Genomic DNA, 26,723 nt, shown 5'->3' with positions numbered 1-26,723 from the left:
GCTGATTCCTTTCAATAAGCAGTATGTTCGTTTTCGTGGATGTGGGCGCTGGTCACCTTGCCGCGCACCACGCGGTAGACCCAGCTTGTGTACATCACGATGATCGGCAGCATGACCACTACCACCCAGAACATCACGGCCAGCGTCTTGTGGCTGGAAGTGGCGTCCCACGCAGTCAGGCTGTGCGAGGGCACCAGCGAAGACGGCAGAACGAAGGGGAACATGGCGCCGCCGGCCGTCAGCAGGATGCCGGCGACGCTCATGCCGCTGGCAAGGAAGGCTGCAAGCGTGCGGCGTGCGGCGCTAAGCGCCAACACCAGTACAGCACCGAGGACTGCGGCGGCGGGGAAGGCCAGCGTGAGCGGCCAGCGCGAATAATTGTCCATCCAGGCGCCGGCAGCAACGACCACGGTTTTCGCCGGTGGCATGAAAGCGGTGCCGGCATCGGGCATGGCGGTGATGCGGTAGCCCGGCAAGCCAGTGGCGACCCATATGCCAGCGGCGGCGAACAGTACGATGGTCAGCACGGCGGCGGCCATTGCCATGCGGCGCGCGCGGTCGGCAATCACGCCTTCCGTTTTCTGGTGCAGGAAAGTGGCGCCGTGCATGGCCAGCATGGCGACGGCCAGTAGGCCGGACAGCAAGCCGAACGGATTGAGCAACTGGAAGAAATTGCCGGTGTATTCAAGGCGCAGCAGGTCGTCGTAGCGGAACGGTATGCCTTGCAGCACATTGCCCATGCCAACGCCCAGGATCAGCGGCGGCACAAAGCCACCGATGAACAGGCCCCAGTCCCAGGTGTTGCGCCAGCGCGGGTCGGCGATCTTGCTGCGGTAGTCAAAGCCCACAGGCCGGAAGAACAGGGCGAACAGCGCCACGATCAGCGCAATGTACAGGCTGGAGAAAGCGGCAGCATAGACCAGCGGCCAGGCGGCGAACAGCGTGCCGCCGGCGGCGATGAACCAGGTCTGGTTGCCTTCCCAGGTCGGGCCGATGGTGTTGATGATGACGCGGCGTTCGGTGTCGTCCTTGCCGAGGAAGGGCAGGGACATGCCGACGCCGAAATCAAAGCCGTCGGTCAGCGCAAAGCCCAGCAGCAGCACGGCGACGAAGCACCACCAGATTACTTTGTAAGTCTCGTAATCGAAGATCATGATTGTTGCTCCCAGTGGTATTTGCCGGTGTGCAGGGCGCTTGGCCCGAGGCGGGCGTACTTGAACATCAGCTTCAACTCAATCACCAGCAACACCGTATAGAACAGCGCGAAGCCGGCGAGGCTGAAATACAGGTTCGATGGCTGGATGCTGGAGGCCGACAGGTGAGTCGGCAGGATGCCGGCAATCGTCCACGGCTGGCGACCGTATTCCGCCACGATCCAGCCCAGCTCCGCGGCAATCCACGGCAGCGGAATCGCAAACACGGCCAGCTTGAGCAGCCAGCGCTGGGGCGCCAGGCGTTGGCGGATCAGGAAGTAGAACGAAGCGCTGAAGATGAACAGGAAAGTCAGCCCCAGGCCCACCATGCCGCGGAAGGCCCAGAACAACGGTGCTACTTTAGGGATGGTGTCGTCCACCGCCATCTTGATTTGCACGTCCGTGGCGTCGATCACGTTTGGCGTGTATTTCTTCAGCAGCAAGCCGTACCCCAGGTCTTCCTGCAAGGCCTGGAAGGCGGCCACGGCTTCCGGCGACTTGTCGCCTGATTTGAGGCGGGTCAGTGCGGCATAGGCTTTCATGCCGTTGCGGATACGGATTTCGTGTTCGTCTTTAAGATCCTTGATGCCGGTGACTTGCTTGTCGACCGAGCGGGTGGCGATCAGGCCCAGCACGTAAGGAATCTTCACCGCGTAGTCGGTGCGCTGCTCCTTATCATTGGGCAGGCCGAAGACGGTGATGCCGGCAGGGGCGGGGACTGTATGCCATTCGGCCTCAATCGCCGCCAGCTTGACCTTGTTCACTTCGCCCGCCGTGTAGCCCGATTCGTCGCCCAGCACAATCACGGACAGCGTCGACGCCAGGCCGAAACCGGCGGCGATCGCGAACGAGCGCAGCGCAAAGGCCACGTCGCGCGCCTTCAGCAAGTACCAGGCCGAAACGCCAAGCACGAACATCGAGGCTGTCACATAGCCTGCCGCCACGGTATGCACGAACTTCACCTGCGCCACCGGATTGAAGATCACGTCGGCGATGCTGGTCAGCTCCATGCGCATGGTTTCGTAATTGAACTGCGCACCGACCGGGTGGTTCATCCAGCCGTTGGCGATCAGGATCCACAGCGCGGACAGGCTGGAGCCCAGCGCCACCAGGAAGGTGACGAACAAATGCTGGCGCCGGGACAGCTTGTTCCAACCGAAGAAGAACAGGCCGACAAAGGTCGATTCAAGGAAGAAGGCCATCATGCCTTCAATCGCCAGCGGCGTGCCGAAGATATCGCCCACGTAGTGCGAGTAGTAGGCCCAGTTGGTGCCGAACTGGAATTCCAGCGTGATGCCGGTGGTGACGCCCATGGCAAAGTTGATGCCGAACAGCTTGCCCCAGAACTTGGTCATGTCGCGATAAATTTCGCGGCCGGTCATCACATAGACCGACTCCATGATCACCAGGATCCAGGACAATCCCAGCGTGAGGGGGACAAACAGGAAATGGTAGAGAGCCGTGAGCCCGAACTGCAGCCGGGACAAGGCAACAACTTCATCGACGGGTGCCATTATTCACCTTTTCGGTAAGGGTTGGCGCGGGGGCCGCGAGCAGGTGCTTCTCCACTTGCCCGGTCGGCAGCCGCATTTTCTTGGTTTGGGGATGCGAGAAAAAGGCGTACCACAGGCCATACAACAGCAAGGCCTTGACGGCCAGCGCGATCGTGATTGACAGTGCCAGGCTGCGGCGGCCGGGGGGCTTCATTTGGTGTCCTCTTCGGCCTCGCTGCGGCTGGAGCGGAATTTGCCGCGCACCACGTCGCCCACATCGAGCAGCTTCTTGACGGTGGAGCCCATTTTCATCAGCGAGACCAGTGTGTCCGGCGAGAGCCTCTGTACGTCATCGAACCAGGAGCTGGAAAGCTCGATCAGTTCATACATTTCACGCATGCGTTCCTGGGCGTAGCGGTCTTCAGCCGTGGAGGCGGATTCCAGCATGGCGTCGCGCAGCATCGACAAGGTCGGTTCGACCTCGCGGCGGCGGCGCTCTTCCAGCAGGGCCTTGAAGATGTCCCAGACGTCTTTCGGCGGTTCGAAATATTCGCGGCGGTCGTTCGGCTGGTGCAGCAGCTTGACCAGGCGCCAGGATTGCAGCTCCTTCAAGCCCATGGAGACGTTGGAGCGCGAAAATTCCAGGTGTTCGGCGATTTCGTCGGCGTTCAGCGGGCGGTTGCTGACGTAAAGCAGGGCATAGATTTGCCCGACAGTGCGGTTGATCCCCCAGCGGCTACCCATTTCGCCAAAGTGGAGGATGAATTTCTGTGCGAGAGGGCTCAGGTTTACCATTTCTTGATCTTCTTCCTTGAGTTTTTGAATTTTCAGTATTTCCTGAAATTATAAAACGATCCAAAAAACTTTGCGCTGTATAATCTTGTATATTGCGCTTTTGGAAAGGAAAGCTGATGAAACGTATCACTGCTGTCTTGCTGTTGAGCGCCGCTGGCGCCGCCTTTGCTGCAGATATCACTGTATCCGCCGCAGCCAGTCTCAACAACGCTTTCCGTGAGGCAGCAGCCGCGTTCGAGGCAGCCCACCCCGGCAACAAGGTCCTGTTGAATTTTGCCGCTTCCGATGCACTGGTCGCCCAGATTGCGAAGGGTGCGCCGGTCGACGTGTTCGCATCCGCCGACCAGGAGGCCATGGACAAGGCACAGCCGCATGTGGCACCCGGCAGCCGCCGCGACTTCGCCAGCAACCGGCTGGTGGTGGCAGTACCATTCGGCAGCAAGCTGGACTTGCGTGTGCTGGCCGATTTGCGCCAGCCGGCGCTGCAGCGCCTGACCACGGGTAACCCAGCCAGCGTGCCGGTAGGCCGTTATACCAAAGCTGCATTGGAGAAGGTGGGCCTGTGGGGCGAACTGGGACCGAAGTTCGTGTTCGGCACCAATGTGCGCCAGAGCCTTGATTACATCGCACGCGGCGAGGTCGAGGCGGGGCTGGTGTACCAGACCGACGTCGCTTCGCAGCCGGAAAAGGTGCGCACGGCGATGGTGGTGCCGACCGCGACGCCAATCACTTATCCGCTGGCCGTGATCAAGGATGGGCCGAATGCAGCTGGCGGCCGCGCCTTTGCGGAATTCATCATGTCGCCGGGCGGCCAGTCCATCCTGGCCCGCTTCGGATTCGGGAAACCATAAAACATGGATGCTGCGTTGATTGCCCTTGGCTTGTCACTGAAGGTGGCGTTGTGGGCTACCTTGATCGACCTGGTACTGGGCGTCGGCTTTGGCTACCTGTTGGCGCGCGGCCGCTTTCCCGGTCGCGATGTGCTGGACGCCTTGCTTACGCTGCCGATGGTGATGCCGCCGACGGTTCTGGGTTATTACCTGCTGGTGCTGATCGGCCGCAATGGCCCGATCGGGCATTGGCTGCAGCAGCATTTCGGCATCAACCTGATCTTCACCTGGCAGGGCGCGGTCATTGCGGCGGCGGTGGTGGCGTTCCCGCTGGTGTTGAAAGGCGCACGCTCGGCGTTTGAAGCAGTGGACGTGCAACTGGAGCAGGCCGCCCGCGTGCTTGGCGTGCCGCCGCTAGCCGTGTTCCTGCGCGTCAGCTTGCCGCTGGCGTGGCGCGGTGTGCTGGCAGGCACCTTGCTGGCGTTCGCGCGTTCGATGGGCGAATTCGGCGCCACGCTGATGGTGGCAGGCAGTATTCCCGGCAAGACGCAGACCCTGTCGATTGCCGTGTATGAGGCGGTGCAGGCCGGCCAGGACGATACGGCCAACCTGTTGGTGATCATCACGTCGCTCACCTGCATCATCGTGCTGGTGGCGGCCAACCGGTTGGTGCCGAACCGCGCGCAGGGGGCGGCATGACAATCAGCGTGAACATCCGCAAGGCCCTGCGTGCCGGACCACGCAGCTTCCAGTTGGATGCGCAGTTCGAATCGGCCAGCAAGCGCGTAGTCATCTACGGCGCTTCGGGCGCGGGCAAGAGCCAGATGCTGAAGGCGATTGCCGGCTTGTCGCAGCCGGACAGCGGCATGATCGAACTGGACGGGCGAAAGCTGTTCGATAGCAGCGCAGGCATCGATGTGCCGGCGCGCAAACGGCGCGTGGGTTACCTGTTCCAGGACTATGCGCTGTTCCCGCACTTGAACGTGCGGCAGAACATCGGCTTCGGCCTGAATCGCGGCTGGTTCAATCCGGCGCCGCGGGGTGAACCGGAAGCGGTGCGCTATTGGCTGGAAGCTTTCGGCCTGGCCGATGTGGCGCACCAGCGGCCCATGGAATTGTCCGGGGGGCAGCGGCAGCGCGTGGCGCTGGCGCGTGCGCTGGTGGCGGAGCCGAGCGCCTTGCTGCTCGATGAACCATTCGCCGCGCTGGACCCGGCCCTGCGCGTGCGCATGCGCGCCGAGCTCGATAGCCTGCAACGGCGGCTCGATATCCCGATGCTGCTGATTACGCACGATCCTGACGATGCCGCTACTTTCGGCGGCCATGTACTGACGATGTCGGACGGCCGTGTGGCCGGGGAGGGCACGAATGGTTAAGCAGGTCGCACTGCAAGGCGAAGTATGGATCACGCTCGATGGCCAGGACTTTGGCGGGCACCAGCGCGTGGAGCTGCTGGCAAGCATCGCGCAACATGGCTCGATCACGCAAGGCGCCAAGGCCATCGGCATGAGCTACAAGGCTGCCTGGGATGCGATCGACGCGATGAACAACCTGGCAGGCGAGCCGCTGCTGGAGCGTTCCGCCGGCGGCAAGGGCGGCGGCGGAACGCGGCTCACGCATCGGGGTGCGCAACTGGTGGCGAACTTCCGCCGCATCGAATACGAACACACCGTGTTCATGAAACACCTGAGCCGCCAATCGCAAGGGTTGGCAGATGATTACCTCCTGTTGCAATCAATGAAAATGAAAACCAGCGCGCGCAATCAATTCTCGGGCACCGTGGCCAGCATCAAGCCGGGCGCGGTCAATGATGAAATCATCCTGCGCATTGTTGGAGGGCAGGAGATTGTTGCAATCATCACACACGAGAGCACGGAAAGCCTGTGTTTGCAAGAAGGAACTGAAGCTTTCGCTTTAGTTAAGGCTTCTTCGATCATTCTGGCGACCGGCGAAACCGGCAAACTGTCGGCGCGAAATCAACTGCGCGGCACGGTATGCCGCGTGCAGCCTGGCGCCGTTAATTCCGAGGTGACCATTGCCTTGCCTGGCGGAGGCACCATCGCCGCCACCGTCACGCGCGACAGCGAACTGTCGATGGAGCTTGAAGTCGGCATCGAAGCGACGGCCCTGTTCAAGGCATCCAGCGTAATCATAGGTGTTCCGATATGAATTCCGTTATGCAACTTTATTAGGATTTGCTAAGCTAGTCCACTTTTCGGGCCCGCCCCGTCCTTTGTGGGAAATGAAATGGAACTGCTAGCAAAATATTTCCGATGCCAGGGGCGCATCAATCGTCGCACCTGGCTGACACGCATCGTCGCACTTGCCCTGGTCTGCCTGGCCTTCGGCATGCTTGCCAATGAGTTGCTGGGCGACCCCGGCGCCGCCGTGTTTGCGCTGGCCTTCACCTGGGGCGCGCTGGCCGTGTCCACCCAGCGCCTGCACGATATCGGCCGCTCCGGCCCGAGCCTTCTTTTGCTGTTGATCCCTGTCCTGGGCCCGCTCTGGGTACTGCTCCTGCTTTGCCGCCGCGGCGGTGAAGGCAAGAACCGTTACGGCGATGACCCGCTGTCGCGCCACGATTACCTGCAAGTGAACATCGCAAAGTAAGACTATGCCAACCGTAAACGACGTTACCCAGCTCAACCCGATCAATGTCTACGCCGTAGCGACACCAAGCACCACGGCGGACCTGCAGGATGCACTGCGCAAGACCAGCCTGCCGATTTCCATCGGCGGCGGCCATTTCAGCATGGGCGGCCACACGGCCAGCCCGGGCAGCCTGCACCTTGATTTGCGCGGCATGAACCGCGTGCTCGAATTCTCGCCGGCGGACCGCCTGATCCGCGTGCAGGCCGGCATTCGCTGGTGCGATATCCAGCGCTTCATCGACCCGCACGGTCTGTCGGTGAAGATCATGCAGACCTATGCCAACTTCACCGTCGGCGGTGCGCTGTCGGTCAATGCCCACGGGCGTTATATGGGCCTGGGGCCGGTGGTGTTGTCGGTGCGTTCGATTACGCTGGTGCTGGCCAGCGGCGAAGTGCGCGAGGCAAGCCCGCAGCAGAACAGCGAACTGTTTTACGCAGCCATCGGCGGCTATGGCGCGATCGGCATCATCGCCGAGGCGGAGCTGGAACTGGTGCCGAACACGCGCGTTCAGCGCGGCAGCGTGAAGATGGCGACCAAGGATTATCCTGCCTGGTTCGACGTGAATGTGCGCGGCCGCAAGGAAATCACCTTCCATAACGCCGACCTGTATCCGCCGTATTACAACCGGGCGCGCGCCGTGACCTGGACCGTGACCGACCTGCCGGCCGACAAGCCGCGCCTGCAGCCGTTGAACCGCGCCTACCTGGCGGAACTGTATTTCCTGTGGTCGGTCTCCGAATCGCCGTTCGGCAAATGGCGCCGCGAATACCTGCTCGACCCGCTGCTATACCGCAAGAAGAAGGTCCACTGGCGCAATTACGAGGCGGGCTACGATACGGCGGAACTGGAGCCGCTGGGCCGCACGGAGCGCACCTATGTGTTGCAGGAGTATTTCGTGCCATGCACGCGCATGGACGAATTCGTGCCGAAGTTGTCGGCCATCCTCAGCAAGCACAAGGTCAACACGATCAATATCTCGATTCGCCACGCGCTGTCCGATCCTGGTACCTTGCTGTCGTGGGCGCGCGGGGAAACCTTCGCCTTCGTGCTGTACCACAAGCAGCGCACGCGCGACAATGCGCGCGAACGTGTTGGCGTTTGGACGCGCGAACTGATCGACGCCGTGCTGGAATGCGGCGGTACTTACTACCTGCCATACCAGCTGCACGGTACGCACGAACAATTCCACCGCGCCTACCCGCGCGCGAAAGAACTGTTTGCCATGAAGCGCGAGCTCGACCCCGAGTACCGCCTGCGCGGCGCGTTGTGGGACAAGTACTATGCGCCGACGCTGGACCTGAACCCGGATGGCGAGGCCGCGCGCCGTTCGCTGTTCCACTCGGTGTACGGCAGCGAACGCGAGGCGGACAAGTTCTACGCCTTCTTGCAGAACATCTTCAACCTGTTCCCGGAAGACCGTTTCCATACCCTGATTCGCAAGGCAACCACGGAAAACCACGACGAGGAATCGATCTACCGCGCCTTGCAGGCCGGCCTGCCGGGCATCGCGCCGCCGCTGTCGCTGCTGCGCTATGCGCTGCCGTCGCTGGTGGTGCAGAAGGAGGAGATGGGCGCCCAGGCCAAGCGCCTGCTGGGCGACCAGGTGCTGAAAGACTACGTGGAAATCGGCACCACCGGCCGCTACGTCAACGCGCTGCGCAAGCACCTGAAATTGAGGGGCAAGGTGACGCTGGTGCACGACAAGGCGCCCGGTTATTCACCGGTCGACATCGTGGAACGCGGCGGCCTGCTGCAGGTCGGCAAATTCGTGCACATGAAGGACTATGCGCCGATCGAACTGCCGGAACAAAGCGCGGACCTGGTGAGCTGCTTCGTCGGCCTGCACCACATGGAACCGCAGAAGCTGGAGCCGTTCCTGGCCTCGGTGGCAAGCATCGTGCGCCCTGGCGGCTATTTCGTGGTGCGCGACCACGACGTGAAAGACCGCACAATGGACGATTTCGTCAGCCTGGCGCATTGCGTGTTCAATGCCGGCCTGGGCGAACCGTGGGCCGTCAATTCGTCGGAGCTGCGCTTCTTCGCTTCGGTCGACGAGTGGATCAAACGCGTGGAGGCGGCGGGTTTCCAGCACACGGGCGAACGCATCGTGCAGGATGGCGATCCGTCCGCGAATGTCCTGATGGCTTTCAAACGGATCTGATATGCGCAAACTCTTGCTGGCATTGAGCCTGCTGGCCGCTTGCCTGACCAGTTCCGCAGAGAGCCCGATTGCGCCGGAGCAGCGGCGCAGCGTGGAGCAGACCTTCCTGACTTTCCCGGAGTGGTTCCTGGTGCACAGCCCGGCCGAATACGCCCGCTATGTGAAGAAGCATCCGGCGCATAATTTCCCCTTCCTCGGACATGTCGGCCAGATCTGGACCGGTTATGAGGCGGTGGCCGAGGAGCAGGTGCGCGCCAAATACCCGGGCAACGTCGGCTATCACGTGATGATTGGCGTAATCGGCGGCAGCACCACGGTGGAATACGGCCTGCGCTCGCTGTACGAAAATACCCTGGGCCGCATCAGCTGGGCGACGGCTTCCACGCTGACGCCGGAAGATGAATATGGCGCGCACGTGGCGCAGGACTATGTCGACTTCATCCGGAAAGAACCGTGGTACCTGTACGACTTCGGCGCCAAGCTGAAAGGGCTGTGGTCTGAAACGCCGCTGTTCGGCGCCAATATGCTGCGCAAGCTGGAACGGCGCTATGCGCTGACCACCGAGTACCTGGTCAAGGCGGCTTATGGCCAGTTGATCAAGCTGGGAACCCGCGCGGCCTACGAGCCGGCCCTGATGACGACGCAGGTGGTTGCCGACCACGAGCCTTACGACCTGGCCGACATGCCGAACGTCAAGCTGCTGCGCATGCTGGATGATGGCCGCGCTGTGCTGGAACTGCCGCGCTATTACGACTTCCGCCTGGCGGCAACGCGCCTTGGCCTGCAGGATGTGCAATTGCAGGACATCGCAGGCAACAGCGGCGTGATCCTGGTGACGGTACTGACGCGCGGCCAGGGAACTGCGGCGCCGCCGGACACGCGGGTGCTGTTCGAACAGCCGATCCTGACCGAACCTGGACGCAAGCGGGTCGCGCTGGTGTTGCCAGTGGCTGCACTGTCACGCTACCTGGTCGACGCACCGCGCCAGGGAGTGGAAGTCGAGCACGTGTATGACTATTAAGCGCCTGCTGACGTATGCACTGCTGGCGCTGGCCGGCGGCGTGGCCGTCGTGGGCACGGTAGCCGTTTGGCAGGCGGAAGCACGCCAGACCGGCAAGCGCGAGGCACTCGCTCCCGAAGGGGGCGAGTTCGTCGATGCGGGCGATGCGCAGGTATTCATGCAGCGTTCCGGCAGCCGCGATGCGCCGGCGGTGGTGTTCCTGCACGGTACCGGCTCGTGGAGCGAAACCTGGCGGGCCTCGATGGCAACCGCCACCAGCCTTGGCTACCAGGCGATTGCCCTGGACATGCCGCCGTTCGGCTATTCGATCCCGCCCGCATCGGGCGAATACGACAAGCAGCAACAGGCAGCGCGGCTGCGCAGGGCGCTGGATAATGCCGGCATTCGCCGCGCCGTGTTCGTGGCACATTCCTTTGGTGCGGCGCCGTTGATGGAAGCCTTGCTGTCCACGCCGGACGAGGGCAGGGTACAGGCCCTGGTGCTGGTCGATGCCGCGCTGGGCCTGGACCAGGCCCAGGGGCAGGGCGACAGCATGCTGCAATCGCTCCTGCGCTGGCGCTGGATCAGCCAACCGCTGGCGGCCGGCTTCCTGACCAACCCGGCACACACGGAAAAGCTGCTGAAAAGCTTCGTCAGCGAAAAAGACAAAGTCACGCCGGCCTGGCTGCAGGTTTACCAGCAGCCGCTGGCGCTGGAAGCCAGCTATCGGCACGTTGCGGCCTGGCTGCCGGAATTGCTGGCGCGGCGTGGCCATGCAGCCAGCGATTTCCCTGACGCCTATGGCCGAATCGCCTGGCCGGTGACCTTGCTGTGGGGCGAGACCGACACGATCACGCCCCTGTCGCAGGCGGAAAACCTGCAACGCCTGATACCCGGCGCGCAAATCGTGCGCATCCCGCGCGCAGGGCATATCCCGCAGGTCGAGGAACCGGAACTGTTCCAGGAGGCGTTGGCACGTATCCTGCGGGATGCCAAGCCCCGCCGCTGAGCGTACCTGCCTTAGCCTGCTTCGTTCTTTCCTCCTTGCCGGTTGCCGTTGCGTGCGGTTTGCCGGCTCTCGCCACCCTTGCGCCCGATTTCCGCCATGTGCTCGCGGTTGCGGCTCACCACTTCGCCGCCTTTTTGACCGGCGCGGCGTGCTTCTTCCGAGGTGAACTCATGCGCCGTGCCTTTCTGGTGCGCGGCCTGGCCGCCCTTGCTGGCAATCATGCGCTGGGTTTCCTTATCCATCGCCGCGAAGCCGCGCTTGCCATTGCCGATCCTGACCTGCTCGTCCTGTGTAGCCATGATCCACCTCCCTCAATGTGCCCAACAACCGGGCGCGGGCCCGGGCCGGAAGCAGCGTCGCGGCTGCTTCTTGGGCTTTGAGGGAAGGCCGATGGTAAAAGTTCAAATTATTTTTCGCGCTCAGGAGCCGGCCTGGCCAGTGGCCGAACGTTCGCCTTCCGCTTCGGCGGTGTTGTTGCCGCGCACGGGCTGGGCGCCGAAATCGTGCTCCAGTTCTTCCTTGCGGTCTTTCAACTGTTCGCACAGTTGCAGCAGGTCGGCATCGCTTTGCCGCACTTTGGGGAACATTTCCTGTTCTTCCTCGGTCACGTGATGCTCCACGCATTCACGCAATTTCTGCACCGCGCCATCCAGTTCGCTGTCGCCGGTCGCCATGCCGCGGATATGTTCGACCAGTTCCTTGATGGTGCCGTGTTCTTCCAGCGCTTCGTCGACTTGCTGTTGCTGGCTCGTTTCGGCGCGCACGGCAGGATAGAAGATTTCTTCTTCGATCGTGGCGTGGATGGTCAGGTCCATGCAGATCTGCTGCGCCAGGTCGTGCTTCAAGCCCTGGTGCGAGGCATCGCATTTTTCAAACTCGCGAAATAGTTTCTTGACCTTGTCGTGGTCGGAGGTGAGGAGCGCCACGGCATCCTTGGCCGTGGCGTTTTGGTTTTGCTGGCTCATGCTGGCTCCTTCGCTGCGTCGGTTGAGCCGCGCCGCCGCAGGAGGTGCAATCAAGCGACTTGCAGCACCAGCTTGCCGAAGTTCTTGCCTTCGAACAGCATCGTCAGCGCCTGCGGGAATTTTTCAATGCCTTGCACGACATCTTCCCGGCTCTTGATCTTGCCTTCCTGCAGCCATTTGCCGAGCGCGGCAACGGCTACGTGGTAGCGGTCGGCGTAGTCGAACACGACCATGCCTTCCATGCGCGCGCGGTTCACCAGCAGGGACAGGTAATTGGCTGGGCCTTTGACCGCTGTCGTATTGTTGTACTGCGAAATTGCGCCGCAGATCACAATCCGGGCCTTCAGGTTGATGCGCGTGAGAACGATGTCGAGGATATCGCCACCAACGTTGTCAAAGTATACGTCAACGCCATTTGGACAGTGTTCCTTCAGGCCGGCACGCACGTCGCCGCCCTTGTAGTCGATGCAGGCGTCAAAGCCGAGTTCATTGACCACGAAATCGCATTTTTCTTTGCCGCCGGCAATGCCGACCACGCGGCAGCCAAGCTGCTTGGCCACCTGGCCGACCGTCTGGCCGACCGCGCCTGCCGCACCGGACACGACCACGGTTTCACCGGCTTTTGGCTGGCCCACTTCGAGCAGGCCGAAGTAGGCGGTCATGCCGGGCATGCCGAGGGTATTGAGCCAGGTGGTGGCCGGGGCCAGGCGGGTGTCGATCTGGTGCAGGCCGGCATGGCGGTCGTCGGCTGCGCCGATCCAGTACTGCTGCACGCCGAAGCCGCCGCCGATCTTGTCGCCGACGGCGAAGCGCGGCGATCTGGAGGCCACCACTTCACCCAGGCCGCCGGCGCGCATCACTTCGCCGATGCCGACCGGGCGGATATAAGATTTGGCGTCGTTCATCCAGCCGCGCATGGCGGGGTCGAGCGACAGGTAGAGCGTCTTGACCAGCACTTCACCGTCGGCCAGCTCGCGCACCGGCTCCTTGGTGATTTGCCAGTCGCTGTCCTTGGGCAGGCCGACCGGGCGGGCGGCGAGGCGGAACTGGGTGTTCTCCATTTTTGCTCCTTTTTAGAAATAGTACGGTCATTCTATTCCGGAATTTGCCAGCCGTGGCAATGTTCATGCGACAATACCGTCCCGCCCATGACCTGAAAGCGCCATGAACCACCCAGAATACATCCTTACGCTCTCTTGCCACGACCAACGCGGCATCGTCCATCGTGTATCGGGATTCCTGGCTGAACATGGCTGCAACATCATCGATTCCGCCCAGTTTGGTGACGCGGAAACGCAACGTTTCTTCATGCGCGTGCACTTTGCGCGCGAAGATGCCGCGTTCAGCGATGCCGTACTGCGCGAGGATTTCGCCAAGGTGGCGGCGAGCATGGGCATGGAATGGGCGCTGCACGATGCGCATGCCAAGCCGCGTGTGATGTTGATGGTGTCCAAGATCGGCCATTGCCTGAACGACCTGCTGTTCCGCTACAAGAGCGGGTTGCTGCCGGTCGAAATCCCGGCCATCGTGTCCAACCATATGGACTTTTACCAGCTCGCGGCCAGCTACAACATCCCGTTCCACCACCTGCCGCTGGCGACCGGTGCTCCCGAATCGGCCAAGCTGGCGCAGGAAGCGCGCATCGTGGAGTTGATGGAAACCCATAACGTGGACCTGGTGGTCCTGGCGCGCTACATGCAGATCCTGTCGCCGTCGATGTGCGAGCGCCTGAAAGGGAAGGCGATCAATATCCACCATTCCTTCCTGCCAAGCTTCAAGGGCGCCAAGCCGTATGCGCAGGCGCACAAGCGCGGGGTAAAGCTGATTGGCGCCACCGCCCACTTCGTGACCGGCGACCTGGATGAGGGGCCGATCATCGAGCAGGACGTGGAGCGTGTCGACCACGCCATGGACTCGGATGCGCTGACCGCGATCGGCCGCGATGTTGAATGTGTGGTGCTGGCGCGCGCTGTGAAATGGTTCGTCGAGCACCGCATCCTGCTGAACGGCGACCGAACTGTAATCTTCAAATAATTAGTAATGGCACTGAAATCAACGATCTACAAGGCGGAACTGTCCATCGCGGACATGGACCGCAACTACTACGCAACCCATATGCTGACCCTGGCGCGCCATCCGTCCGAAACCGATGAACGCCTGATGGTGCGCATCGTCGCCTTCGCGATCCACGCCGATGAAGCGCTGGTGAACGCCAAAGGCATTTCCGATACCGAAGAACCGGACCTGTGGCAGATGGACCTGACCGGTGCGATCCAGCTGTGGATCGAAGTCGGCCAGCCGGACGAACGCCGCATCCTGAAGGCTGCCGGCCGCTCGGATAAGGTGATGGTGTACTCCTACAGCTCCGCCTCGCATGTGTGGTGGAAGCAGCTCGCCAGCAAGGTCGATCGCGCCAAGAATGTCAGCGTGGTGAACATCGACGCCGAGGCCAGCGCCGCGCTGGAGAAAATGGCGCAGCGCTCCATGCAGCTCCAGTGCACCATCCAGGACGGCCAGATCTGGCTGACCGACGGCACGACGACCGTGGAAATCCTGCGCGAAGTCTGGAAGGCTTGACACAAACTGGCCGCTGAGGCGGGGAGGGCGGCGGCAAACAGCTGTGCAGCGGCGAATCGGTGGCAGAATGAGGTGATCATGGTGCGCTACCTTATTGCCTTTTTATTCATCGTCCAAGGGCCTGCGGCCCAGGCGGTGACCCAGGCTGAAGTCATGGCCGGTTCGGCGAAACTGTATCGCGAGCAGATCGACGAGTTGCGCAAGGGTTATCGCCTTGACGACGACGAGCGCTTCGGCGCGCGGGTGGCTGCCCTGGCGCGCCCGCTGATTGCGCAAGCGAAGCGCGAGTTCCCGGAATCGGCTGCTTGGGACTGGGAGCTGCACACCACTAGCGATGGCGACGCCAATGCCTTCGCCATGGCGGGCGGCAAAATGCTGGTCAGCCGGGCCTATGTCGACGCGCTGGCTCTGGGCGATGCGGAACTGGCCATGCTGCTGGCGCATGAAATCATGCACGCCGTGCTGCGCCACAACCTGAAGGAATTCGAAGAAGCTTTAAGGCTTGAGCCGGCCCGTGCGGCGCAACCGTTCGCAGAGTTTGAATACGATATCGACCACGATAATGCGCTGATGCGCAAGCTGGCGGGCTTCAACCAGCAGCAGGAAATGGAGGCCGACCGCGAAGGCCTGCAGTTTGCAGTGCGCGCCGGATGGGCGCCGCAGGCACTGGTTGCCTATTTCCGCAAGCTGGCAAAGCATAGTCACTATCCCAATTTCGAACGCTTCGACCATCCTTCCCCCGCCAGCCGCTGGCAGGCTGCGCGTGCGCTGGCTGCGCAAATGGAAGCAGCGCGCTAGGCTATAATGCCCGCCATGCAAATGAAATCGTCAACCCGCCTGCGCTGGATCTGGATTGCGTGCTTCGCCATCCTGATGAACGCGCTCGCCCCGGCGATTTCGCACGCGGTGAACGGCAAGCCACGTACCTGGGAAATCTGCCTGAACGATGGCACGCGGGTGAGCGGTGTCGGCGAGCTCGATTACGCCACCTTTGTCGCGGTAACCGACCGCAGCAAGCGGCAATCCCCGGCGCAACCGATGGCGCAGATGGACATGGAAGACTGTTCCTACTGCTTGCCGCACGCGGGCTGGTTTGGCCTGCCGCCGTCCGACCTTGCGTTGCCGCTGCCGCTCGCAGGCGCCACGCTGCACCCAACCCTGTTCTACCAGTCGCCACAACCACTGCCGGTGTGGTCGGCGTCCAATCCGCGAGGACCGCCTGCGCACGCCTGATTTCGTCCCCTATTTAACGAATCAAGGAGTGAAAAATGAAAAAGCAGTTCTTCGCGTTCGCAATGTCGATCGCTCTCGCCGCCTCCGCTGCGGCACAAGTCTCCGTGCGCGAGCCATGGATTCGCGCGACCGTGCCGGCCGCGCAGGCGACCGGCGCCTTCATGGAACTGGTTTCCAAGCAGGATGCACGCCTGGTCGAGGTGCGCTCTCCGGCGGCCGGCATCATTGAAATCCACCAGATGGCGATGCAGGGCGACCGCATGATGATGTCGGCAGTCGACGGCATCGACCTCCCGGCAGGCAAAACCGTGGCGCTGGCATCCGGCGGCTACCACATCATGATGATGGACCTGAAGCGCCAGATGAAGGCCGGCGAAACCGTGCCGATGACGCTGGTGATCCAGGGCAAGGGCAAGAAGCAGGAGACCGTGGAAGTGCAAGTGCCGGTCAAGCCACTGTCCTACACAGCTCCCAAACACTGAGGGGCCGACCATGAAAAAATACCTGATGGCCGCAGCGCTGCTCGCGGCAACGTCTGCGCACGCCCATATCTCGCTGGAACAGCGCGAGTTTGCGGCGGGCAGCTACCAGAAGCTGGTGTTCCGTGTCGGCCATGGCTGCAACGGCAGCCCCACGGTGGCGGTCAGCATCCGCCTGCCGGAAGGAGTTGCGCCGATGCGGCCGATGCTGAAGAACGGCTGGAGCATCGAACGCACGCCAGATAGCCTGACCTGGCGCGGCGGCCCGCTGCCCGACGACTTCTACGAGGAGTTTGTGATGTTCGGCAAATTGCCTGCTGCCGGCAACCACACTTTCAAGATCGTCCAGTCCTGCCAGTTCGGTACCGCGAACTGGGAAGCGACCCTCGAAACGCGCTAAGGACCGATCATGAGAATCCAATACAAACCGCTGGCAGCGATGCTGGCGGCGATGGGCTTCGCTTGCCCGGCCCACGCGGACCACGTGGTGACAATCAATGGGGGCCGCCCGACTTCGCTGCCGACCCAGATCCCGACCACCATCGAGGGCATCACCGGCGCGCAGGTGGAAGACCGCATCAACGCCTTCGACAGTGAAGATGCGCTGAAATACCTGCCAAGCCTGAATGTGCGCAAGCGCTTTATTGGCGACTACGACCATGCGGTGCTGGCCAGCCGTGCTTCCGGCACCGGCAACAGCGCGCGTTCGCTGGTATACGCGGATGGCATCCTGCTCTCCAACCTGCTGGGCAACGGCGCCACCTACACGCCGCGCTGGGGCCTCGTCACGCCAGAGGAGATCGAACGCGTCGACGTGCTGTATGGCCCGTTCTCGGCGGCGTATCCGGGCAATTCGGTGGGCGCCGTGGTGGATTTCCAGACGCGCATGCCAAGCAAGCTGGAAGCGCATGCCAAGCTGTCATGGGTGGGCCAGGATTTCGCGCAGTACGCGACCGATTCGCGCCATACCGGCCGCCAGTACAGCGCCTCGCTTGGCGACCGATCCGGTGGGTTGTCGTGGTGGATGAACTTGTCGCGCCTTGACAGCAACGGCCAGCCAATCGGCTTCGCCAACAAGCTGCTGTCGGCCGGCGCTACGCCGAAGCCGGGCGAACAGGCCGGCGTGCCGGTGACAGGCGCAGTCGCGGATCGCAACCCGTCCGGCAAGGATTGGTACATCCTTGGCAGCACTGGCCAGGTGAACACAGTGCAGGACCACGCGAAACTGAAGCTGGCTTACGACTTCTCGCCAACCCTGCGCGCCAGCTACACGCTGGGCTGGTGGCAAAACGACGTGGTGCGCAGCGCCGAAAGCTATTTGCGCGATGGTGCCGGCAATGCGGTGACCAGCGGTGCAATCAATATCGGCGGCAAGCGCTTTACGCTGCTGCCTTCCGACTTTGCCGGTGCGCGGGCGGACCTTGAGCATGTGATGCACGGCCTGTCGCTGAAGACCCATGGACGCGGCAGCTTTAACTGGGAAGTCTCCGGCAGTGCTTACGACTATTCTCGCGACCTGGCGCGCGTGCCGACCGGAAGCGGGCAGGGCAACCTGACGGATATGGGCGGCAGCGGCTGGAATACGCTGGCGTTGCGCGGCAATTGGCGTGCCGGCGCGGCGCACCAGGTGGAGTTCGGCGTGCAGCGCGAGAGCGCCAAGCTGCGCACGCATGTGACCAGTGTGGCGGACTGGATTGCGGGCGAGGGCGGCAAGCATGTGTCGACCTTCAATGGCAATACGCGGCTGGAGAGCTTGTATGCTCAGGATACCTGGCGCTTGTCGTCGGAATGGAAGGCGACGCTGGGCCTGCGGCACGAAACGTGGAGCGCGTATGGCGGCGAGATTTCGGGCGCGGCCGGCAAGCTGCTGCCGTTCAGCGACCGTCGCGAGCAGGCCCGGTCGCCAAAAGCTGCGCTGGCATGGCGGGTGGATGAAGCCTGGACGCTGAAAGCTTCCACCGGCCGCGCAGTGCGCAATCCGACTGCAGCGGAGCTATTCCAGGGCTCGATCGTGGACGACAAGATCGTCAATACCGATCCGAACCTGCGTGCTGAGAAGTCGTGGACCGGCGAGTTGACGGCGGAGCATATGACGGCGCAGGGCAGCCTGCGTGCCACGCTGTTCGGCGAAGTCACGCGTGATGCGCTGTATTCGCAGCCGCTGACTGCTACTGTCAACACGGTGCAGAACGTGGGCAAGATTCGCACATGGGGACTGGAGTTGTCGCAGCAGGCCGATCATGTCCTGACGCACGGGCTGACGCTGCAAAGCAGTCTTACCTATGCAGACTCGGAGATCGCCGCGAACGACGCGATGCCTTCCAGCGTGGGCAAGCGGCAGCCGCGCGTGCCGAAGTGGCGTGCCAATGCGCTGGCCTCATACCACGTCGGCCAGCATTGGACCGGGACTTTCGGCGTGCGCTATAGCGGCAAGCAATTCGGCACGCTTGATAACAGCGACCCGAGTGGCTCTACGTATATGGGGGTATCGGACTACCTGGTCGCCGATGTGCGTGTGCGCTACCGCTTCAACCGCCAGTGGACGGCATCGGTCGGCATAGACAACCTGAGTGGCGAAAAGTACTGGGCCTTCCATCCCTATGCCCAGCGCACCGTCAGCGCCGACCTCAAGTTCGACCTCTGACGCCCGCCAGAATTGCTGGGGGAAGGTGGCCCGTGAAGCTTGTGGCGACACGGGCCGGGACAAACTTTGATCAGTTCGGGCCGCCAGCCAGGCGCTTGACGCTGCCGGAACCCATGACACTCTTGGTCAGTTGCGGCTCGCCGTAATAGCTCACGTCACCCGAGCCGGCCACGCTGACGGACAGAGACTGCTTGGCCCACACCACTGCCTGGCCCGAGCCGCCGATGCTGACCGCGGCTTCGCGCGTCGCCAGTTGTCCTGTGCTGACTTTGCCGGAACCGCCGATCGACACCTTCAGCTTGTCGGCCGAACCGCTCGCTTTCAGGTTACCGCTGCCGCCCAGCGAAACCGTGACCGATTCGCCTTCGATATTGCGCAGGTTCATGGAGCCTGAGCCGCCGACATTGAAGGACAGCTTGCCGCCGCGCAGGCCTTCCGCATCAACCGAGCCCGAGCCGCCAACCGAAATGCGCTCCAGTTTCTTGGCGGTGATCACCACCTTCAGGTTGCGGGTATCGAACTGCAGGTTCGGGCGGATCGGGCGGATTTGCAGGGTGCCATCTTCCACCACGGATTCAATCAGCGGCAGGATGTTGTCATCCGACTCGATGGACACGCTTTCCGTATTGCCGATGCGGACTTCAACGCTGCCAGGCAGGCCCAGGCCAAGGCCGGTGAAATTGGCCGCTTCGCGTGCCTGCCTGGAGATCTTGCCATTGCCCTGCACCCGTTCACCGGCAAACCAGCCCAGCGGGGCGGCCGACACCACGGCGACCGGCGCGGCCACAGCAAAAACGGAAGCGGCGATCAGGGCGTTGCGCACTGCAGCAGACATCTTCATCTTGTTTCTCCTCTGTGAATCAGTATTCGATGGTCACATCGTATCGAAGCCGGCGCCATAGTGCCCGTCCGGTGCGACAGGACGCCGCCTTGCGGGAACAGAATGCAAAATGCCGGGGACAGGGCGTCGCTCCTGTATCATCTCGCCCATGCTTACAATCATCATCAAACAAGGCAAGGAGAAGTCCATCCTTGCCGGCGATCCTTATATTTACTTGTCCGCCGTCGAGCGCGTCGAAGGGCGTCCGGCCGAAAAAAACAAGCCTGGCGCCACCGCCACGGTGGTCAGCTCGTCCCGTAAATTCCTGGCCCGTGCCGCCTATAACGCCAAATCGCAGATTGCGGCCCGCGTCTGGACCCTGCGCGAGGACGAGCCGGTCGACCACGCCATGGTGAAGCGCCGTGTGCGTGCCGCCATCGCGCGACGCATCCACTCGCTGCAATCGGCACGGCCAGATGAGCTGGTGCCGATCGTGCTTGGCGACGAAGACGGCTTGTCAGGACTGCTGGTGCAAAGCTATGGCGGCAAGGACGGCTACCTGGTTTGCCAGTTCCAGTCGGCGGCGGTCGAAGCGTGGAAGATCGGCATTGTGCAGGCCCTGATCGCGGAAACTGGTTGTCAAAATGTATATGAGCGAGCGGATAAGCTGATCCGGGAAGGCGAGGGCTTGCATGTGAAATCGCGCGCGCTGGCCGGCGAAGAACCGCCGCCAAGGCTGACCGTGAGCGAGCGCGACCGCCGTTTCCCCTACGATATCCGTACCGGATTTGAGTATCCGAAATAAATGTTGTTCACCAGCCACTTACATTCCATAGAGCAAATGCAATAGAATCATGCGTACCAATTGGAGAGCACAGGCACTATGGAATACTCGCAAATTCGCACCCTGACGTATATCGAGAACGAAGACCACCCGGTCTTTGGCACCCTCGTCGAGCAAATCCTGCACCTGTTAAATTCCAAGCTGGTCTTCTCCGACATCCTGATCCACCAGAACAGCCCCTTGCTGCTGCGCCAGCCAAAGGGCCTGGTGGCGGTGACCGATTCACCGATTACGCGCGAAGAGCTGGAAGAATTCTTTGAAGTGGTGGAGCCGAACTGGCGCGAACGCATCCAGGACCGCGCGTTCGACCGCGCCATCGACCTGCATACCGCGCGCATCCGCGCCAACTGCTTCAGCTTCCAGGGTAAGAAACGCCTGGGTTGCGTGATCCGCCGCTTCCCGAAGGAACCGCTGCTGCTGTCCGGCCTGGGCCTGCGCCCGACGGAGGAGACGTTCGCGCAGCTCTCCAGTGGCCTGGTACTGATCATTGGCGATACCTGCCAGGGCAAGTCGACCACCATCGCCTCCATGCTGGACGATATCAACAAGAACCGTTCGGGCCACATCATCACCATCGAAGACCCGGTGGAGACCCTGATCCCGCAGCGCAAATGCGTGATCACCCAGCGTGAAGTGGGCTTTGACGGCGACGTGGAAACCTTCGACCTGGGCGCCAAGGATGCGCTGCGCGAACGTCCGGACGTGATTGTGATCGGCGAAATCCGTGACGCGGAAACCGCGCACGAAGCGCTGGCGCTGGCCGAATCGGGCCCGCTGGTGCTGGCCTCCTTGCACGCACGCTCGACCGAACTGGGCCTGCAAAAGATGATTCGCCTGCTGGGCAATACCGAGCCGCAGCGCCAGGCGCTGGCGCACGCCCTGCGCGGCGTGCTGTGCCAGGCATTGATGCCCGCGATGGATGGCGACCGCTACTACCTGGCCACCGAAAGCCTGACCGTCAATCCGGAAGTTGCTGCCGTGATCGAAAACGGCAACGTCGCCGACCTGCGCAATGTGATGGAACGCAAAGCAGCGCCTGGCTGCTACACCATGAACGAATGCCTGCGCAAGCTGCTGGCCGAAAAGAAAGTCAGCGTAGAAGACGCCCGCCACGCCACCACCGACCGCCTCGGCTTCGCCGACATGGTGTAACTACAGCCGAACCCGTGTCACACCTTGGGGTCACACCCCAAGTGTGACACGGGCTCAACTGGTACCGGAAGAGCTCGTGTCACACCTGGGGTGTGACCCCATGGTGTGACACGAACTGATCCGTGGTTATTCCAAGGGCACGTTGCGGTAGCGGTTGACCGTTGTGCTTTCTACTGGCGGGGCGTTGTTGCCCCAGGCGGCGCGCAGGTAGGAGACCACTTGCGCCACTTCCACATCATTCAGTGAATGGCTGAACGGCGGCATGCCGTAGGGACGCGGGTTGCCTGCCGTGCCGGGGGCAAAGCCGCCATTCAGCACTATGCGGATCGGGTTCACTGCTTCATCCATCGTCAGGGCGCGATTGCCGGCCAGGGGCGGGTAGTGCGGGGCGATGCCTTCGCCTTTTTCGCCGTGGCAGTCCACGCATTGCTTGCCGTAGATCTTCTCGCCGGCGGCCAGCCAGGCGGCGGCTTCTGGTTCCTTCGAGCGCTCGTATGGCTCGCGATTGCCGCTTTCGTTCGGCAGCGATTTCAGATAGACCGCCATGGCGCGCGCATCTTCATCGTTCAGGTGCTGCAGGCTTTCGCGCACCACTTCCGCCATCGGGCCAAATACGGTGGCGCGCTGCGAGACACCGGTTTTCAGCAAGTCGGTAATGTCTTTTACTTCCCAGTCACCCAGACCTGCCTCTCGGTCCGAGGTGAGCGAGGGCGCATACCAGCCCAGCACCGGAATCAGGCCACCCGACAAGCCTTTGTCGCTGGCGCCAAGGGCATTGCGTTCGCTGTGGCAGGCGATGCAGTGGCCGGGACCCTGCACCAGGTAGGCGCCGCGATTCCATTCGGCGGACTTGCCGGCGTCGGGCGTGTACACGGCGGGCTTGAAGTAAAGGGCGCGCCATACTGCCAGCAAGGCTTGCTGGTTGTACGGGAAGCGCAGGGTGTGCGGCTGGCTGGCCAGCTTTACCGGCGTGATGGTCTGGAAGTAGGCATACATGGCGTCCGAGTCGTCGCGCGTCATCGCGGTGTAATTCGTGTAGGGGAAGGCCGGGTACAGCAGGCGACCATCCCTGGCTTTGCCGTTGTGCAGGGCGTTCCAGAAGTCGTCGGCGCTCCAGTTGCCGATGCCGGTTTCCTTGTCGGCAGTGATGTTTGGCGACATCACGTTGCCGAACGGAGTTTGCAGGGCGCGGCCGCCGGCAAACGCGGCGCCGCCGCGCGTCGTGTGGCAAGCCATGCAGTCGCCGGCTTTGGCGAGGTAGGCGCCGCGCGCGACTTTTTCCTGCATCGGCATGTTTTTCGAGGCGGCGCTTGGCGCCGGGCCGGTGTCGTGCTTGGGCCAGATGAAGCCGACCGCCGCGACAAGCAGCAGCAACGGCGCGGCGATGGCGATTTTCGTATTCCGCTTCATGATCTTTTCTATTTATTTGGGAACGCCGCCGCATTCCATCGGCAGTGGCTTGGGCAGGGTAGTGGCCGGACGGGCGTTTGGATCGGCCGGTTGCGCGGCCAGCCAGCCGGATACGGCGGCGACGTCGGCGTCGCTCAAACGGTTGGCCACTTCCGCCATGCAGTCAGGCGCATGCGCCTTGCGTTTCTGGTTGCGCCAGGTGCCGAATTGCGCGTTGATGTAATCGCGCGGCAGGCCAATCAGCCCGGGGATGGCTGGCGCTACACCGGTCATCGCGTCGCCGTGGCAGGCAATGCAGGCCGGCACTTTGCGCGATGGATCGCCCTGGTGCACCAGCACGCGGCCACGCTCGATCATCTGTTGCGTGGCGCTGGAGGCTGCTGGCGGCGGGTAGGGCGCGTGCTGTTCGGAGAAGTATTGCGCGATTTCGCGCAGGTAGGCGTCCGGCAGTTGTTCGACCATATAGGTCATCATCGGGTACTGGCGGCGGCCTTCCTTGAAGTTCAGGAGCTGGTTGTACAGGTAGCCGGCGGGCTTGCCGGCGATGCGTGGGAAGAAGGCGTCGCCTTGCTCATTGGTCTTGTGGCAGGCGATGCAGGCGGCAACGCGCTGCTCGACGGTGTCCGCCAGGCTGGCCGGAGCGGCCAGGGCGGAGGTGGCCACAAGCGCGCTGCTAAATGAGAGAATGCGGTGGAAAAGTCGCATGATGAATCCGTTTTTCTTGTGATGGGTCAAGGATACGCCTGCGGGACAAAGAATAACAGGCTCAGAAAGGCCCTGGAATGAGGGTATCAGTTTGAAGCTTTACGAAGCGCTAGCCGACGAATTGGCAGGTTTGATGGCCTCCGGCGTGCTGCGGCCGGGCGAAAAGCTGCCTTCGGTACGGCAGCAGCAGGAACGGCGAGGCGTCAGTCCGTCCACGGTGTTCCAGGCTTATTACCAGCTCGAGGCGCGCGGCCTGATCGAGTCGCGTCCGCGTTCGGGATATTACGTTGCTGCGCGGCGCTTTGCGGCGGGGCCGGAGCCGGAAGTATCGCGGCCTGACGCGGCTTCCACGCTGGTCGACGTCAGTGAGCTGGTGTTCCAGGTGCTGGAGGCCAGCCGGGCGCCGGGCAATGTGCCTTTCGGTTCGGCTTTCCCCAGCCCGTTGCTGTTCCCGCTCGATAAGCTAGGGCGTGCGGTCGCGGCCAGCATGCGCCATGTCGACCCCTGGAGCACGATTGCCGACCTGCCGCCGGGGAATGCGGAGTTGCGGAGGCAGATCGCCTTGCGCTACCAGCTCGACGGCCTGCAGGTGTCGCCCGACGATATCGTTATCACCAATGGTGCGTTGGAGGCGTTGAACCTGTGCCTGCAGGCGGTGGCGCGGCCGGGCGATACGGTGCTGGTGGAGTCGCCCAGTTTTTATGCGGCCTTGCAGGCGCTGGAGCGTATCGGCTTGAAGGCGGTCGAGGTGGCGACGCATCCGCGCGAAGGGATCGACCTTGGTGCACTGGCGATGGCGTTGGCGCAGCACGAACCGAGCGCTTGCTGGCTGATGACCAGTTTCCAGAATCCACTCGGCAGCCTGATGCCGGCGGAGAAAAAGCAGGCGTTGGTAGAGCTTCTTGCGGCGCATGATGTGCCATTGATTGAGGACGACGTGTACGGCGAGCTGTATTTTGGCGCCCAGCGGCCGGCGCTGTCCAAGCGCTTCGACAGCAAGGGCATCGTCATGCATTGCAGCTCGTTTTCGAAATGCCTGGCGCCGGGATTCCGTGTCGGTTGGGCAGTCGCAGGGCGTTTTGCGCGGCAGGTTGAGCGGCTGAAGCTGACTACCTCGCTGTCGGCCGCGATGCCGTCGCAGTTGGCGCTGGCGGAGTATCTGGGGCAGGGTGGGTATGAGCGGCATTTGCGGCAGTTGCGCGGCGCGCTGGCAGGGCAACAGCAGCAAATGCTGGCGGCGATCGCAGCGCACTTTCCTGAGGGGACGCGGGTGACGCAGCCGCAGGGCGGGTATTTCTTGTGGGTGGTGTTGCCGGAGTCAGTCGATGCGCTGGAACTGCATCGGCAGGCGCTGGGGCTGGGGATCAGCATTGCGCCGGGGCCGATGTTCAGTGCGAAGCGGGAGTTTGGTAATTGTATTCGGCTGAATTATGGGCATCTCTGGGATGAGAGGCAGGCGGCCGCGATTGCTTCTCTCGGGATGCTGGCTAAAAACCGGTAAATCGGGGCCAGATCCGCAGGGTCAGGCCCTTGGGCCTGGCACTGGTTTGCCGGGTTTGGGGCGCTTGGGCGGCTTGATCGGCGGCAGTACGTTGCCGATGCCGATCCAGTGGCGATACACGCGCAAGGCGACCTGCGCGTCGTCCGCGGCGTACAGGATCTGCTTTTCGTTCAGGCGCGGCGTGGCCCAGTTGGTGGTGGAGATCTTTTTGGACTTGGTCAGCGCCTGGCCGAAATACTTGGCTACCGCGCTCTTGGCCCCCAGGTCATTCTTCTGTCCCGGCGCGCGCAGCAGCACACCCAGGTCGACCACTTTGAGCGGCTCGATCCCCAGCTTGGCACGCACGCGCTTGATGTCGTCGGACAGCCCGAAACCGATCTTCAGCGTCATGTCCGATTCAAGAATCGCCTTGACCGCGGCCAAATGGGGGAAGGCATCGCCAACCTGGAACAACCAGGCGCGGCGGTCGTCGGCAAACTGGATCAGGTGCGGGCCGTCCGAACTTTCACCCTTGACGAAAGTAGGTTTGGATTCGGTGTCGAAACCAATAGCATCCGCCGCCAGCAAGGCCGCTTGTGCAGCCTCCGCATCGGCGGCGGTCTTTACGAGCCTGACGTCGGCCAGCCGGATGCCTTCGTAAGGAGGCAGCTCGGGGACCGCTTCTGGCGCGTCGCTCATTACTTCCTGGAGAATTTTGCGGTCAGCGCCTGCAGCTTTTCCGCGCGGCGGCGGTCGGCCTCTTCGGCGGCGGCAGCTTCGCGTTCGGCAGCGCGTTCGGCCTTGCGGCGTTCCACTTCTTTCTTGTAGCGTTCCGCCAGGGTTTCCTTGGCGTGCTTGCGGTGTTCGTCGGTGACTTCGGCGCCGGTGCTGCCATCCAGGTTGTAGCGGACAGTGGCTTTCTCCATCACGCGCAGGTAGCGCTGCGAGGAAGTGTGGATGCCCAGGGCAGCGCGCATCAGCTTGCGGTTAAGTTCCGGCATCGCTGCGATGAGCTGCTTGTCGATGCCGATCGACAGCGGCAGGCTGTCGCGGAACGGGGCATACTGTTGCTGCAATTGCTTGAGCAGGGCGCGCGCGGAATTTGGGGCGGCAGGTGCGGCGGCTTGGCCTTCGGCCGGCTGCTGAGGGGTAGTGCTAGTGTTCATCGACTTCATAGGTTAATCAAGAGCCGCCAGCATACCACGACGCAGGTCCACGGCGCATTGTGTTTTCGCTCATGATGTGGTTTTGATATCGAATTAATGGGTGCAGTCCAGCCCA

At 62.5% G+C, this 26,723-nt stretch carries 30 protein-coding genes; 18 read left to right on the top strand and 12 right to left on the bottom strand.

The genetic code is table 11. The annotated features are described in order from the left end of the window. Positions 1-11: 11 nt before the first annotated feature. The 4 genes from cydB to ASD58_RS21845 are packed head-to-tail and all read right to left on the bottom strand — an operon-like array spanning position 12 to position 3,481. Positions 12-1,154: a cytochrome d ubiquinol oxidase subunit II gene (gene cydB, locus ASD58_RS21860; RefSeq protein ID WP_057263329.1), complete on the bottom strand. Its 1,143-nt coding sequence runs from the start codon at positions 1,152-1,154 to the stop codon at positions 12-14. Further along, positions 1,151-2,707 carry a cytochrome ubiquinol oxidase subunit I gene (locus ASD58_RS21855; protein ID WP_057263328.1) on the bottom strand — a complete coding sequence of 519 codons (1,557 nt, stop codon included), beginning with the start codon at positions 2,705-2,707 and terminating at the stop codon, positions 1,151-1,153. Before ASD58_RS21855 ends, cydB begins: the two co-directional genes overlap by 4 nt. Next, positions 2,691-2,900, bottom strand: a complete 210-nt coding sequence (gene cydP, locus ASD58_RS21850; RefSeq protein ID WP_057263327.1) for a cytochrome oxidase putative small subunit CydP — start codon at positions 2,898-2,900, stop codon at positions 2,691-2,693. The genes ASD58_RS21855 and cydP overlap by 17 nt, the downstream gene beginning before the upstream one ends. Beyond that, positions 2,897-3,481 carry a GbsR/MarR family transcriptional regulator gene (locus tag ASD58_RS21845; protein WP_057263326.1) on the bottom strand — a complete coding sequence of 195 codons (585 nt, stop codon included), beginning with the start codon at positions 3,479-3,481 and terminating at the stop codon, positions 2,897-2,899. Before ASD58_RS21845 ends, cydP begins: the two co-directional genes overlap by 4 nt. Positions 3,482-3,597: 116 nt before the next feature. Here ASD58_RS21845 and modA point away from each other — a divergent pair, with 116 nt between their 5' ends. The 8 genes from modA (at position 3,598) to ASD58_RS21805 (ending at position 11,133) form a co-directional block, all read left to right on the top strand. After that, entirely contained in the window at positions 3,598-4,332 is a 735-nt protein-coding gene (modA, locus tag ASD58_RS21840; RefSeq protein WP_057263325.1) for a molybdate ABC transporter substrate-binding protein, read from the top strand. Between the two features lie 3 nt (positions 4,333-4,335). Further along, positions 4,336-5,010: a molybdate ABC transporter permease subunit gene (gene modB / locus ASD58_RS21835; protein WP_057263324.1), complete on the top strand. Its 675-nt coding sequence runs from the start codon at positions 4,336-4,338 to the stop codon at positions 5,008-5,010. Next, the gene (locus ASD58_RS21830; RefSeq protein WP_057263323.1) at positions 5,007-5,687 is read left to right on the top strand and encodes an ABC transporter ATP-binding protein; all 681 of its coding nucleotides are present in this window, start codon (positions 5,007-5,009) and stop codon (positions 5,685-5,687) included. The genes modB and ASD58_RS21830 overlap by 4 nt, the downstream gene beginning before the upstream one ends. Beyond that, positions 5,680-6,480 (top strand): TOBE domain-containing protein, encoded by an 801-nt coding sequence (locus ASD58_RS21825; RefSeq protein ID WP_057263322.1) that lies wholly within the window; start codon positions 5,680-5,682, stop codon positions 6,478-6,480. Before ASD58_RS21830 ends, ASD58_RS21825 begins: the two co-directional genes overlap by 8 nt. Before the next feature lie 78 nt (positions 6,481-6,558). Continuing rightward, on the top strand, positions 6,559-6,921 hold the full coding sequence (locus ASD58_RS21820; protein WP_057263321.1) for a DUF805 domain-containing protein: 363 nt from the start codon (positions 6,559-6,561) through the stop codon (positions 6,919-6,921). A 4-nt stretch (positions 6,922-6,925) separates the two neighbouring features. Further along, the gene (locus ASD58_RS21815) at positions 6,926-9,124 is read left to right on the top strand and encodes an FAD-binding protein (RefSeq protein ID WP_057263320.1); all 2,199 of its coding nucleotides are present in this window, start codon (positions 6,926-6,928) and stop codon (positions 9,122-9,124) included. Position 9,125: 1 nt separating this feature from the next. Then, positions 9,126-10,145 carry a hypothetical protein gene (locus ASD58_RS21810; RefSeq protein ID WP_057263319.1) on the top strand — a complete coding sequence of 340 codons (1,020 nt, stop codon included), beginning with the start codon at positions 9,126-9,128 and terminating at the stop codon, positions 10,143-10,145. Next, on the top strand, positions 10,135-11,133 hold the full coding sequence (locus ASD58_RS21805) for an alpha/beta fold hydrolase (RefSeq protein ID WP_057263318.1): 999 nt from the start codon (positions 10,135-10,137) through the stop codon (positions 11,131-11,133). Before ASD58_RS21810 ends, ASD58_RS21805 begins: the two co-directional genes overlap by 11 nt. A gap of 11 nt (positions 11,134-11,144) precedes the next feature. Here the strand turns inward: ASD58_RS21805 and ASD58_RS21800 are convergent, their stop codons facing one another. The 3 genes from ASD58_RS21800 to ASD58_RS21790 all read right to left on the bottom strand — a co-directional run bounded on the left by ASD58_RS21800 (position 11,145) and on the right by ASD58_RS21790 (position 13,159). Then, the gene (locus ASD58_RS21800) at positions 11,145-11,432 is read right to left on the bottom strand and encodes a KGG domain-containing protein (protein ID WP_057263317.1); all 288 of its coding nucleotides are present in this window, start codon (positions 11,430-11,432) and stop codon (positions 11,145-11,147) included. A gap of 120 nt (positions 11,433-11,552) precedes the next feature. Then, positions 11,553-12,098, bottom strand: a complete 546-nt coding sequence (locus ASD58_RS21795; RefSeq protein WP_082565600.1) for a hemerythrin domain-containing protein — start codon at positions 12,096-12,098, stop codon at positions 11,553-11,555. Between the two features lie 50 nt (positions 12,099-12,148). Next, a complete protein-coding gene (locus ASD58_RS21790; protein WP_057263316.1) occupies positions 12,149-13,159 on the bottom strand; it encodes an NADP-dependent oxidoreductase in 1,011 nt (336 codons plus the stop codon). A gap of 103 nt (positions 13,160-13,262) precedes the next feature. On the opposite strand from ASD58_RS21790, the gene purU reads away from it, so the two are divergent. From purU to ASD58_RS21755, 7 genes are all read left to right on the top strand, one after another. Further along, entirely contained in the window at positions 13,263-14,132 is an 870-nt protein-coding gene (purU, locus tag ASD58_RS21785) for a formyltetrahydrofolate deformylase (RefSeq protein WP_057263315.1), read from the top strand. Between the two features lie 6 nt (positions 14,133-14,138). Beyond that, positions 14,139-14,675, top strand: a complete 537-nt coding sequence (locus ASD58_RS21780; RefSeq protein WP_057263314.1) for a YaeQ family protein — start codon at positions 14,139-14,141, stop codon at positions 14,673-14,675. A 78-nt stretch (positions 14,676-14,753) separates the two neighbouring features. Continuing rightward, positions 14,754-15,473: a M48 family metalloprotease gene (locus ASD58_RS21775; protein ID WP_057263313.1), complete on the top strand. Its 720-nt coding sequence runs from the start codon at positions 14,754-14,756 to the stop codon at positions 15,471-15,473. A gap of 21 nt (positions 15,474-15,494) precedes the next feature. Then, positions 15,495-15,908, top strand: coding sequence for a DUF2946 domain-containing protein (locus ASD58_RS21770; RefSeq protein ID WP_162253047.1), 414 nt, complete (start codon positions 15,495-15,497; stop codon positions 15,906-15,908). Positions 15,909-15,943: 35 nt separating this feature from the next. After that, positions 15,944-16,390, top strand: coding sequence for a copper chaperone PCu(A)C (locus ASD58_RS21765; protein ID WP_057263311.1), 447 nt, complete (start codon positions 15,944-15,946; stop codon positions 16,388-16,390). 10 nt (positions 16,391-16,400) lie between these two features. Next, the gene (locus ASD58_RS21760; RefSeq protein WP_057263310.1) at positions 16,401-16,787 is read left to right on the top strand and encodes a YcnI family protein; all 387 of its coding nucleotides are present in this window, start codon (positions 16,401-16,403) and stop codon (positions 16,785-16,787) included. 9 nt (positions 16,788-16,796) lie between these two features. Continuing rightward, the gene (locus ASD58_RS21755; protein ID WP_057263309.1) at positions 16,797-19,031 is read left to right on the top strand and encodes a TonB-dependent receptor; all 2,235 of its coding nucleotides are present in this window, start codon (positions 16,797-16,799) and stop codon (positions 19,029-19,031) included. Positions 19,032-19,101: 70 nt separating this feature from the next. On the opposite strand, the gene ASD58_RS21750 is transcribed toward ASD58_RS21755, so the two are convergent. Further along, positions 19,102-19,872 carry a head GIN domain-containing protein gene (locus tag ASD58_RS21750; protein ID WP_057263308.1) on the bottom strand — a complete coding sequence of 257 codons (771 nt, stop codon included), beginning with the start codon at positions 19,870-19,872 and terminating at the stop codon, positions 19,102-19,104. A gap of 148 nt (positions 19,873-20,020) precedes the next feature. On the opposite strand from ASD58_RS21750, the gene ASD58_RS21745 reads away from it, so the two are divergent. Next, positions 20,021-20,656 carry a hypothetical protein gene (locus ASD58_RS21745; RefSeq protein ID WP_057263307.1) on the top strand — a complete coding sequence of 212 codons (636 nt, stop codon included), beginning with the start codon at positions 20,021-20,023 and terminating at the stop codon, positions 20,654-20,656. Between the two features lie 78 nt (positions 20,657-20,734). Next, positions 20,735-21,847: a type IV pilus twitching motility protein PilT gene (locus ASD58_RS21740; RefSeq protein ID WP_057263306.1), complete on the top strand. Its 1,113-nt coding sequence runs from the start codon at positions 20,735-20,737 to the stop codon at positions 21,845-21,847. A gap of 126 nt (positions 21,848-21,973) precedes the next feature. On the opposite strand, the gene ASD58_RS21735 is transcribed toward ASD58_RS21740, so the two are convergent. Then, the gene (locus ASD58_RS21735) at positions 21,974-23,257 is read right to left on the bottom strand and encodes a cytochrome c (RefSeq protein ID WP_057263305.1); all 1,284 of its coding nucleotides are present in this window, start codon (positions 23,255-23,257) and stop codon (positions 21,974-21,976) included. Positions 23,258-23,269: 12 nt separating this feature from the next. Beyond that, positions 23,270-23,962 carry a c-type cytochrome gene (locus tag ASD58_RS21730; RefSeq protein ID WP_057263526.1) on the bottom strand — a complete coding sequence of 231 codons (693 nt, stop codon included), beginning with the start codon at positions 23,960-23,962 and terminating at the stop codon, positions 23,270-23,272. A gap of 91 nt (positions 23,963-24,053) precedes the next feature. Between ASD58_RS21730 and ASD58_RS21725 the strand changes: the two genes are divergently transcribed. Beyond that, a complete protein-coding gene (locus ASD58_RS21725; protein ID WP_057263304.1) occupies positions 24,054-25,463 on the top strand; it encodes a PLP-dependent aminotransferase family protein in 1,410 nt (469 codons plus the stop codon). A gap of 21 nt (positions 25,464-25,484) precedes the next feature. On the opposite strand, the gene ASD58_RS21720 is transcribed toward ASD58_RS21725, so the two are convergent. Beyond that, the gene (locus ASD58_RS21720) at positions 25,485-26,141 is read right to left on the bottom strand and encodes a 3'-5' exonuclease (RefSeq protein ID WP_057263303.1); all 657 of its coding nucleotides are present in this window, start codon (positions 26,139-26,141) and stop codon (positions 25,485-25,487) included. After that, positions 26,141-26,617, bottom strand: a complete 477-nt coding sequence (locus tag ASD58_RS21715) for a ProQ/FINO family protein (protein ID WP_057263302.1) — start codon at positions 26,615-26,617, stop codon at positions 26,141-26,143. The genes ASD58_RS21720 and ASD58_RS21715 overlap by 1 nt, the downstream gene beginning before the upstream one ends. Positions 26,618-26,723: the final 106 nt, after the last annotated feature.

Source organism: Duganella sp. Root1480D1 (assembly GCF_001427305.1).
Taxonomy (GTDB): domain Bacteria; phylum Pseudomonadota; class Gammaproteobacteria; order Burkholderiales; family Burkholderiaceae_D; genus Rugamonas.
The sequence above is the reverse complement of the archived record's forward strand: the minus strand, read 5'-3'. Positions and strand labels throughout refer to the sequence as shown.

Bases quoted from the DNA above. Each gene is read 5' to 3' on its own strand.
- cydB (WP_057263329.1), bottom strand. From the start codon at position 1,154: ATGATCTTCGATTACGAGACTTACAAAGTAATCTGGTGGTGCTTCGTC.
- ASD58_RS21855 (WP_057263328.1), bottom strand. From the start codon at position 2,707: ATGGCACCCGTCGATGAAGTTGTTGCCTTGTCCCGGCTGCAGTTCGGG.
- cydP (WP_057263327.1), bottom strand. From the start codon at position 2,900: ATGAAGCCCCCCGGCCGCCGCAGCCTGGCACTGTCAATCACGATCGCG.
- ASD58_RS21845 (WP_057263326.1), bottom strand. From the start codon at position 3,481: ATGGTAAACCTGAGCCCTCTCGCACAGAAATTCATCCTCCACTTTGGC.
- modA (WP_057263325.1), top strand. From the start codon at position 3,598: ATGAAACGTATCACTGCTGTCTTGCTGTTGAGCGCCGCTGGCGCCGCC.
- modB (WP_057263324.1), top strand. From the start codon at position 4,336: ATGGATGCTGCGTTGATTGCCCTTGGCTTGTCACTGAAGGTGGCGTTG.
- ASD58_RS21830 (WP_057263323.1), top strand. From the start codon at position 5,007: ATGACAATCAGCGTGAACATCCGCAAGGCCCTGCGTGCCGGACCACGC.
- ASD58_RS21825 (WP_057263322.1), top strand. From the start codon at position 5,680: ATGGTTAAGCAGGTCGCACTGCAAGGCGAAGTATGGATCACGCTCGAT.
- ASD58_RS21820 (WP_057263321.1), top strand. From the start codon at position 6,559: ATGGAACTGCTAGCAAAATATTTCCGATGCCAGGGGCGCATCAATCGT.
- ASD58_RS21815 (WP_057263320.1), top strand. From the start codon at position 6,926: ATGCCAACCGTAAACGACGTTACCCAGCTCAACCCGATCAATGTCTAC.
- ASD58_RS21810 (WP_057263319.1), top strand. From the start codon at position 9,126: ATGCGCAAACTCTTGCTGGCATTGAGCCTGCTGGCCGCTTGCCTGACC.
- ASD58_RS21805 (WP_057263318.1), top strand. From the start codon at position 10,135: ATGACTATTAAGCGCCTGCTGACGTATGCACTGCTGGCGCTGGCCGGC.
- ASD58_RS21800 (WP_057263317.1), bottom strand. From the start codon at position 11,432: ATGGCTACACAGGACGAGCAGGTCAGGATCGGCAATGGCAAGCGCGGC.
- ASD58_RS21795 (WP_082565600.1), bottom strand. From the start codon at position 12,098: ATGAGCCAGCAAAACCAAAACGCCACGGCCAAGGATGCCGTGGCGCTC.
- ASD58_RS21790 (WP_057263316.1), bottom strand. From the start codon at position 13,159: ATGGAGAACACCCAGTTCCGCCTCGCCGCCCGCCCGGTCGGCCTGCCC.
- purU (WP_057263315.1), top strand. From the start codon at position 13,263: ATGAACCACCCAGAATACATCCTTACGCTCTCTTGCCACGACCAACGC.
- ASD58_RS21780 (WP_057263314.1), top strand. From the start codon at position 14,139: ATGGCACTGAAATCAACGATCTACAAGGCGGAACTGTCCATCGCGGAC.
- ASD58_RS21775 (WP_057263313.1), top strand. From the start codon at position 14,754: ATGGTGCGCTACCTTATTGCCTTTTTATTCATCGTCCAAGGGCCTGCG.
- ASD58_RS21770 (WP_162253047.1), top strand. From the start codon at position 15,495: ATGAAATCGTCAACCCGCCTGCGCTGGATCTGGATTGCGTGCTTCGCC.
- ASD58_RS21765 (WP_057263311.1), top strand. From the start codon at position 15,944: ATGAAAAAGCAGTTCTTCGCGTTCGCAATGTCGATCGCTCTCGCCGCC.
- ASD58_RS21760 (WP_057263310.1), top strand. From the start codon at position 16,401: ATGAAAAAATACCTGATGGCCGCAGCGCTGCTCGCGGCAACGTCTGCG.
- ASD58_RS21755 (WP_057263309.1), top strand. From the start codon at position 16,797: ATGAGAATCCAATACAAACCGCTGGCAGCGATGCTGGCGGCGATGGGC.
- ASD58_RS21750 (WP_057263308.1), bottom strand. From the start codon at position 19,872: ATGAAGATGTCTGCTGCAGTGCGCAACGCCCTGATCGCCGCTTCCGTT.
- ASD58_RS21745 (WP_057263307.1), top strand. From the start codon at position 20,021: ATGCTTACAATCATCATCAAACAAGGCAAGGAGAAGTCCATCCTTGCC.
- ASD58_RS21740 (WP_057263306.1), top strand. From the start codon at position 20,735: ATGGAATACTCGCAAATTCGCACCCTGACGTATATCGAGAACGAAGAC.
- ASD58_RS21735 (WP_057263305.1), bottom strand. From the start codon at position 23,257: ATGAAGCGGAATACGAAAATCGCCATCGCCGCGCCGTTGCTGCTGCTT.
- ASD58_RS21730 (WP_057263526.1), bottom strand. From the start codon at position 23,962: ATGCGACTTTTCCACCGCATTCTCTCATTTAGCAGCGCGCTTGTGGCC.
- ASD58_RS21720 (WP_057263303.1), bottom strand. From the start codon at position 26,141: ATGAGCGACGCGCCAGAAGCGGTCCCCGAGCTGCCTCCTTACGAAGGC.
- ASD58_RS21715 (WP_057263302.1), bottom strand. From the start codon at position 26,617: ATGAAGTCGATGAACACTAGCACTACCCCTCAGCAGCCGGCCGAAGGC.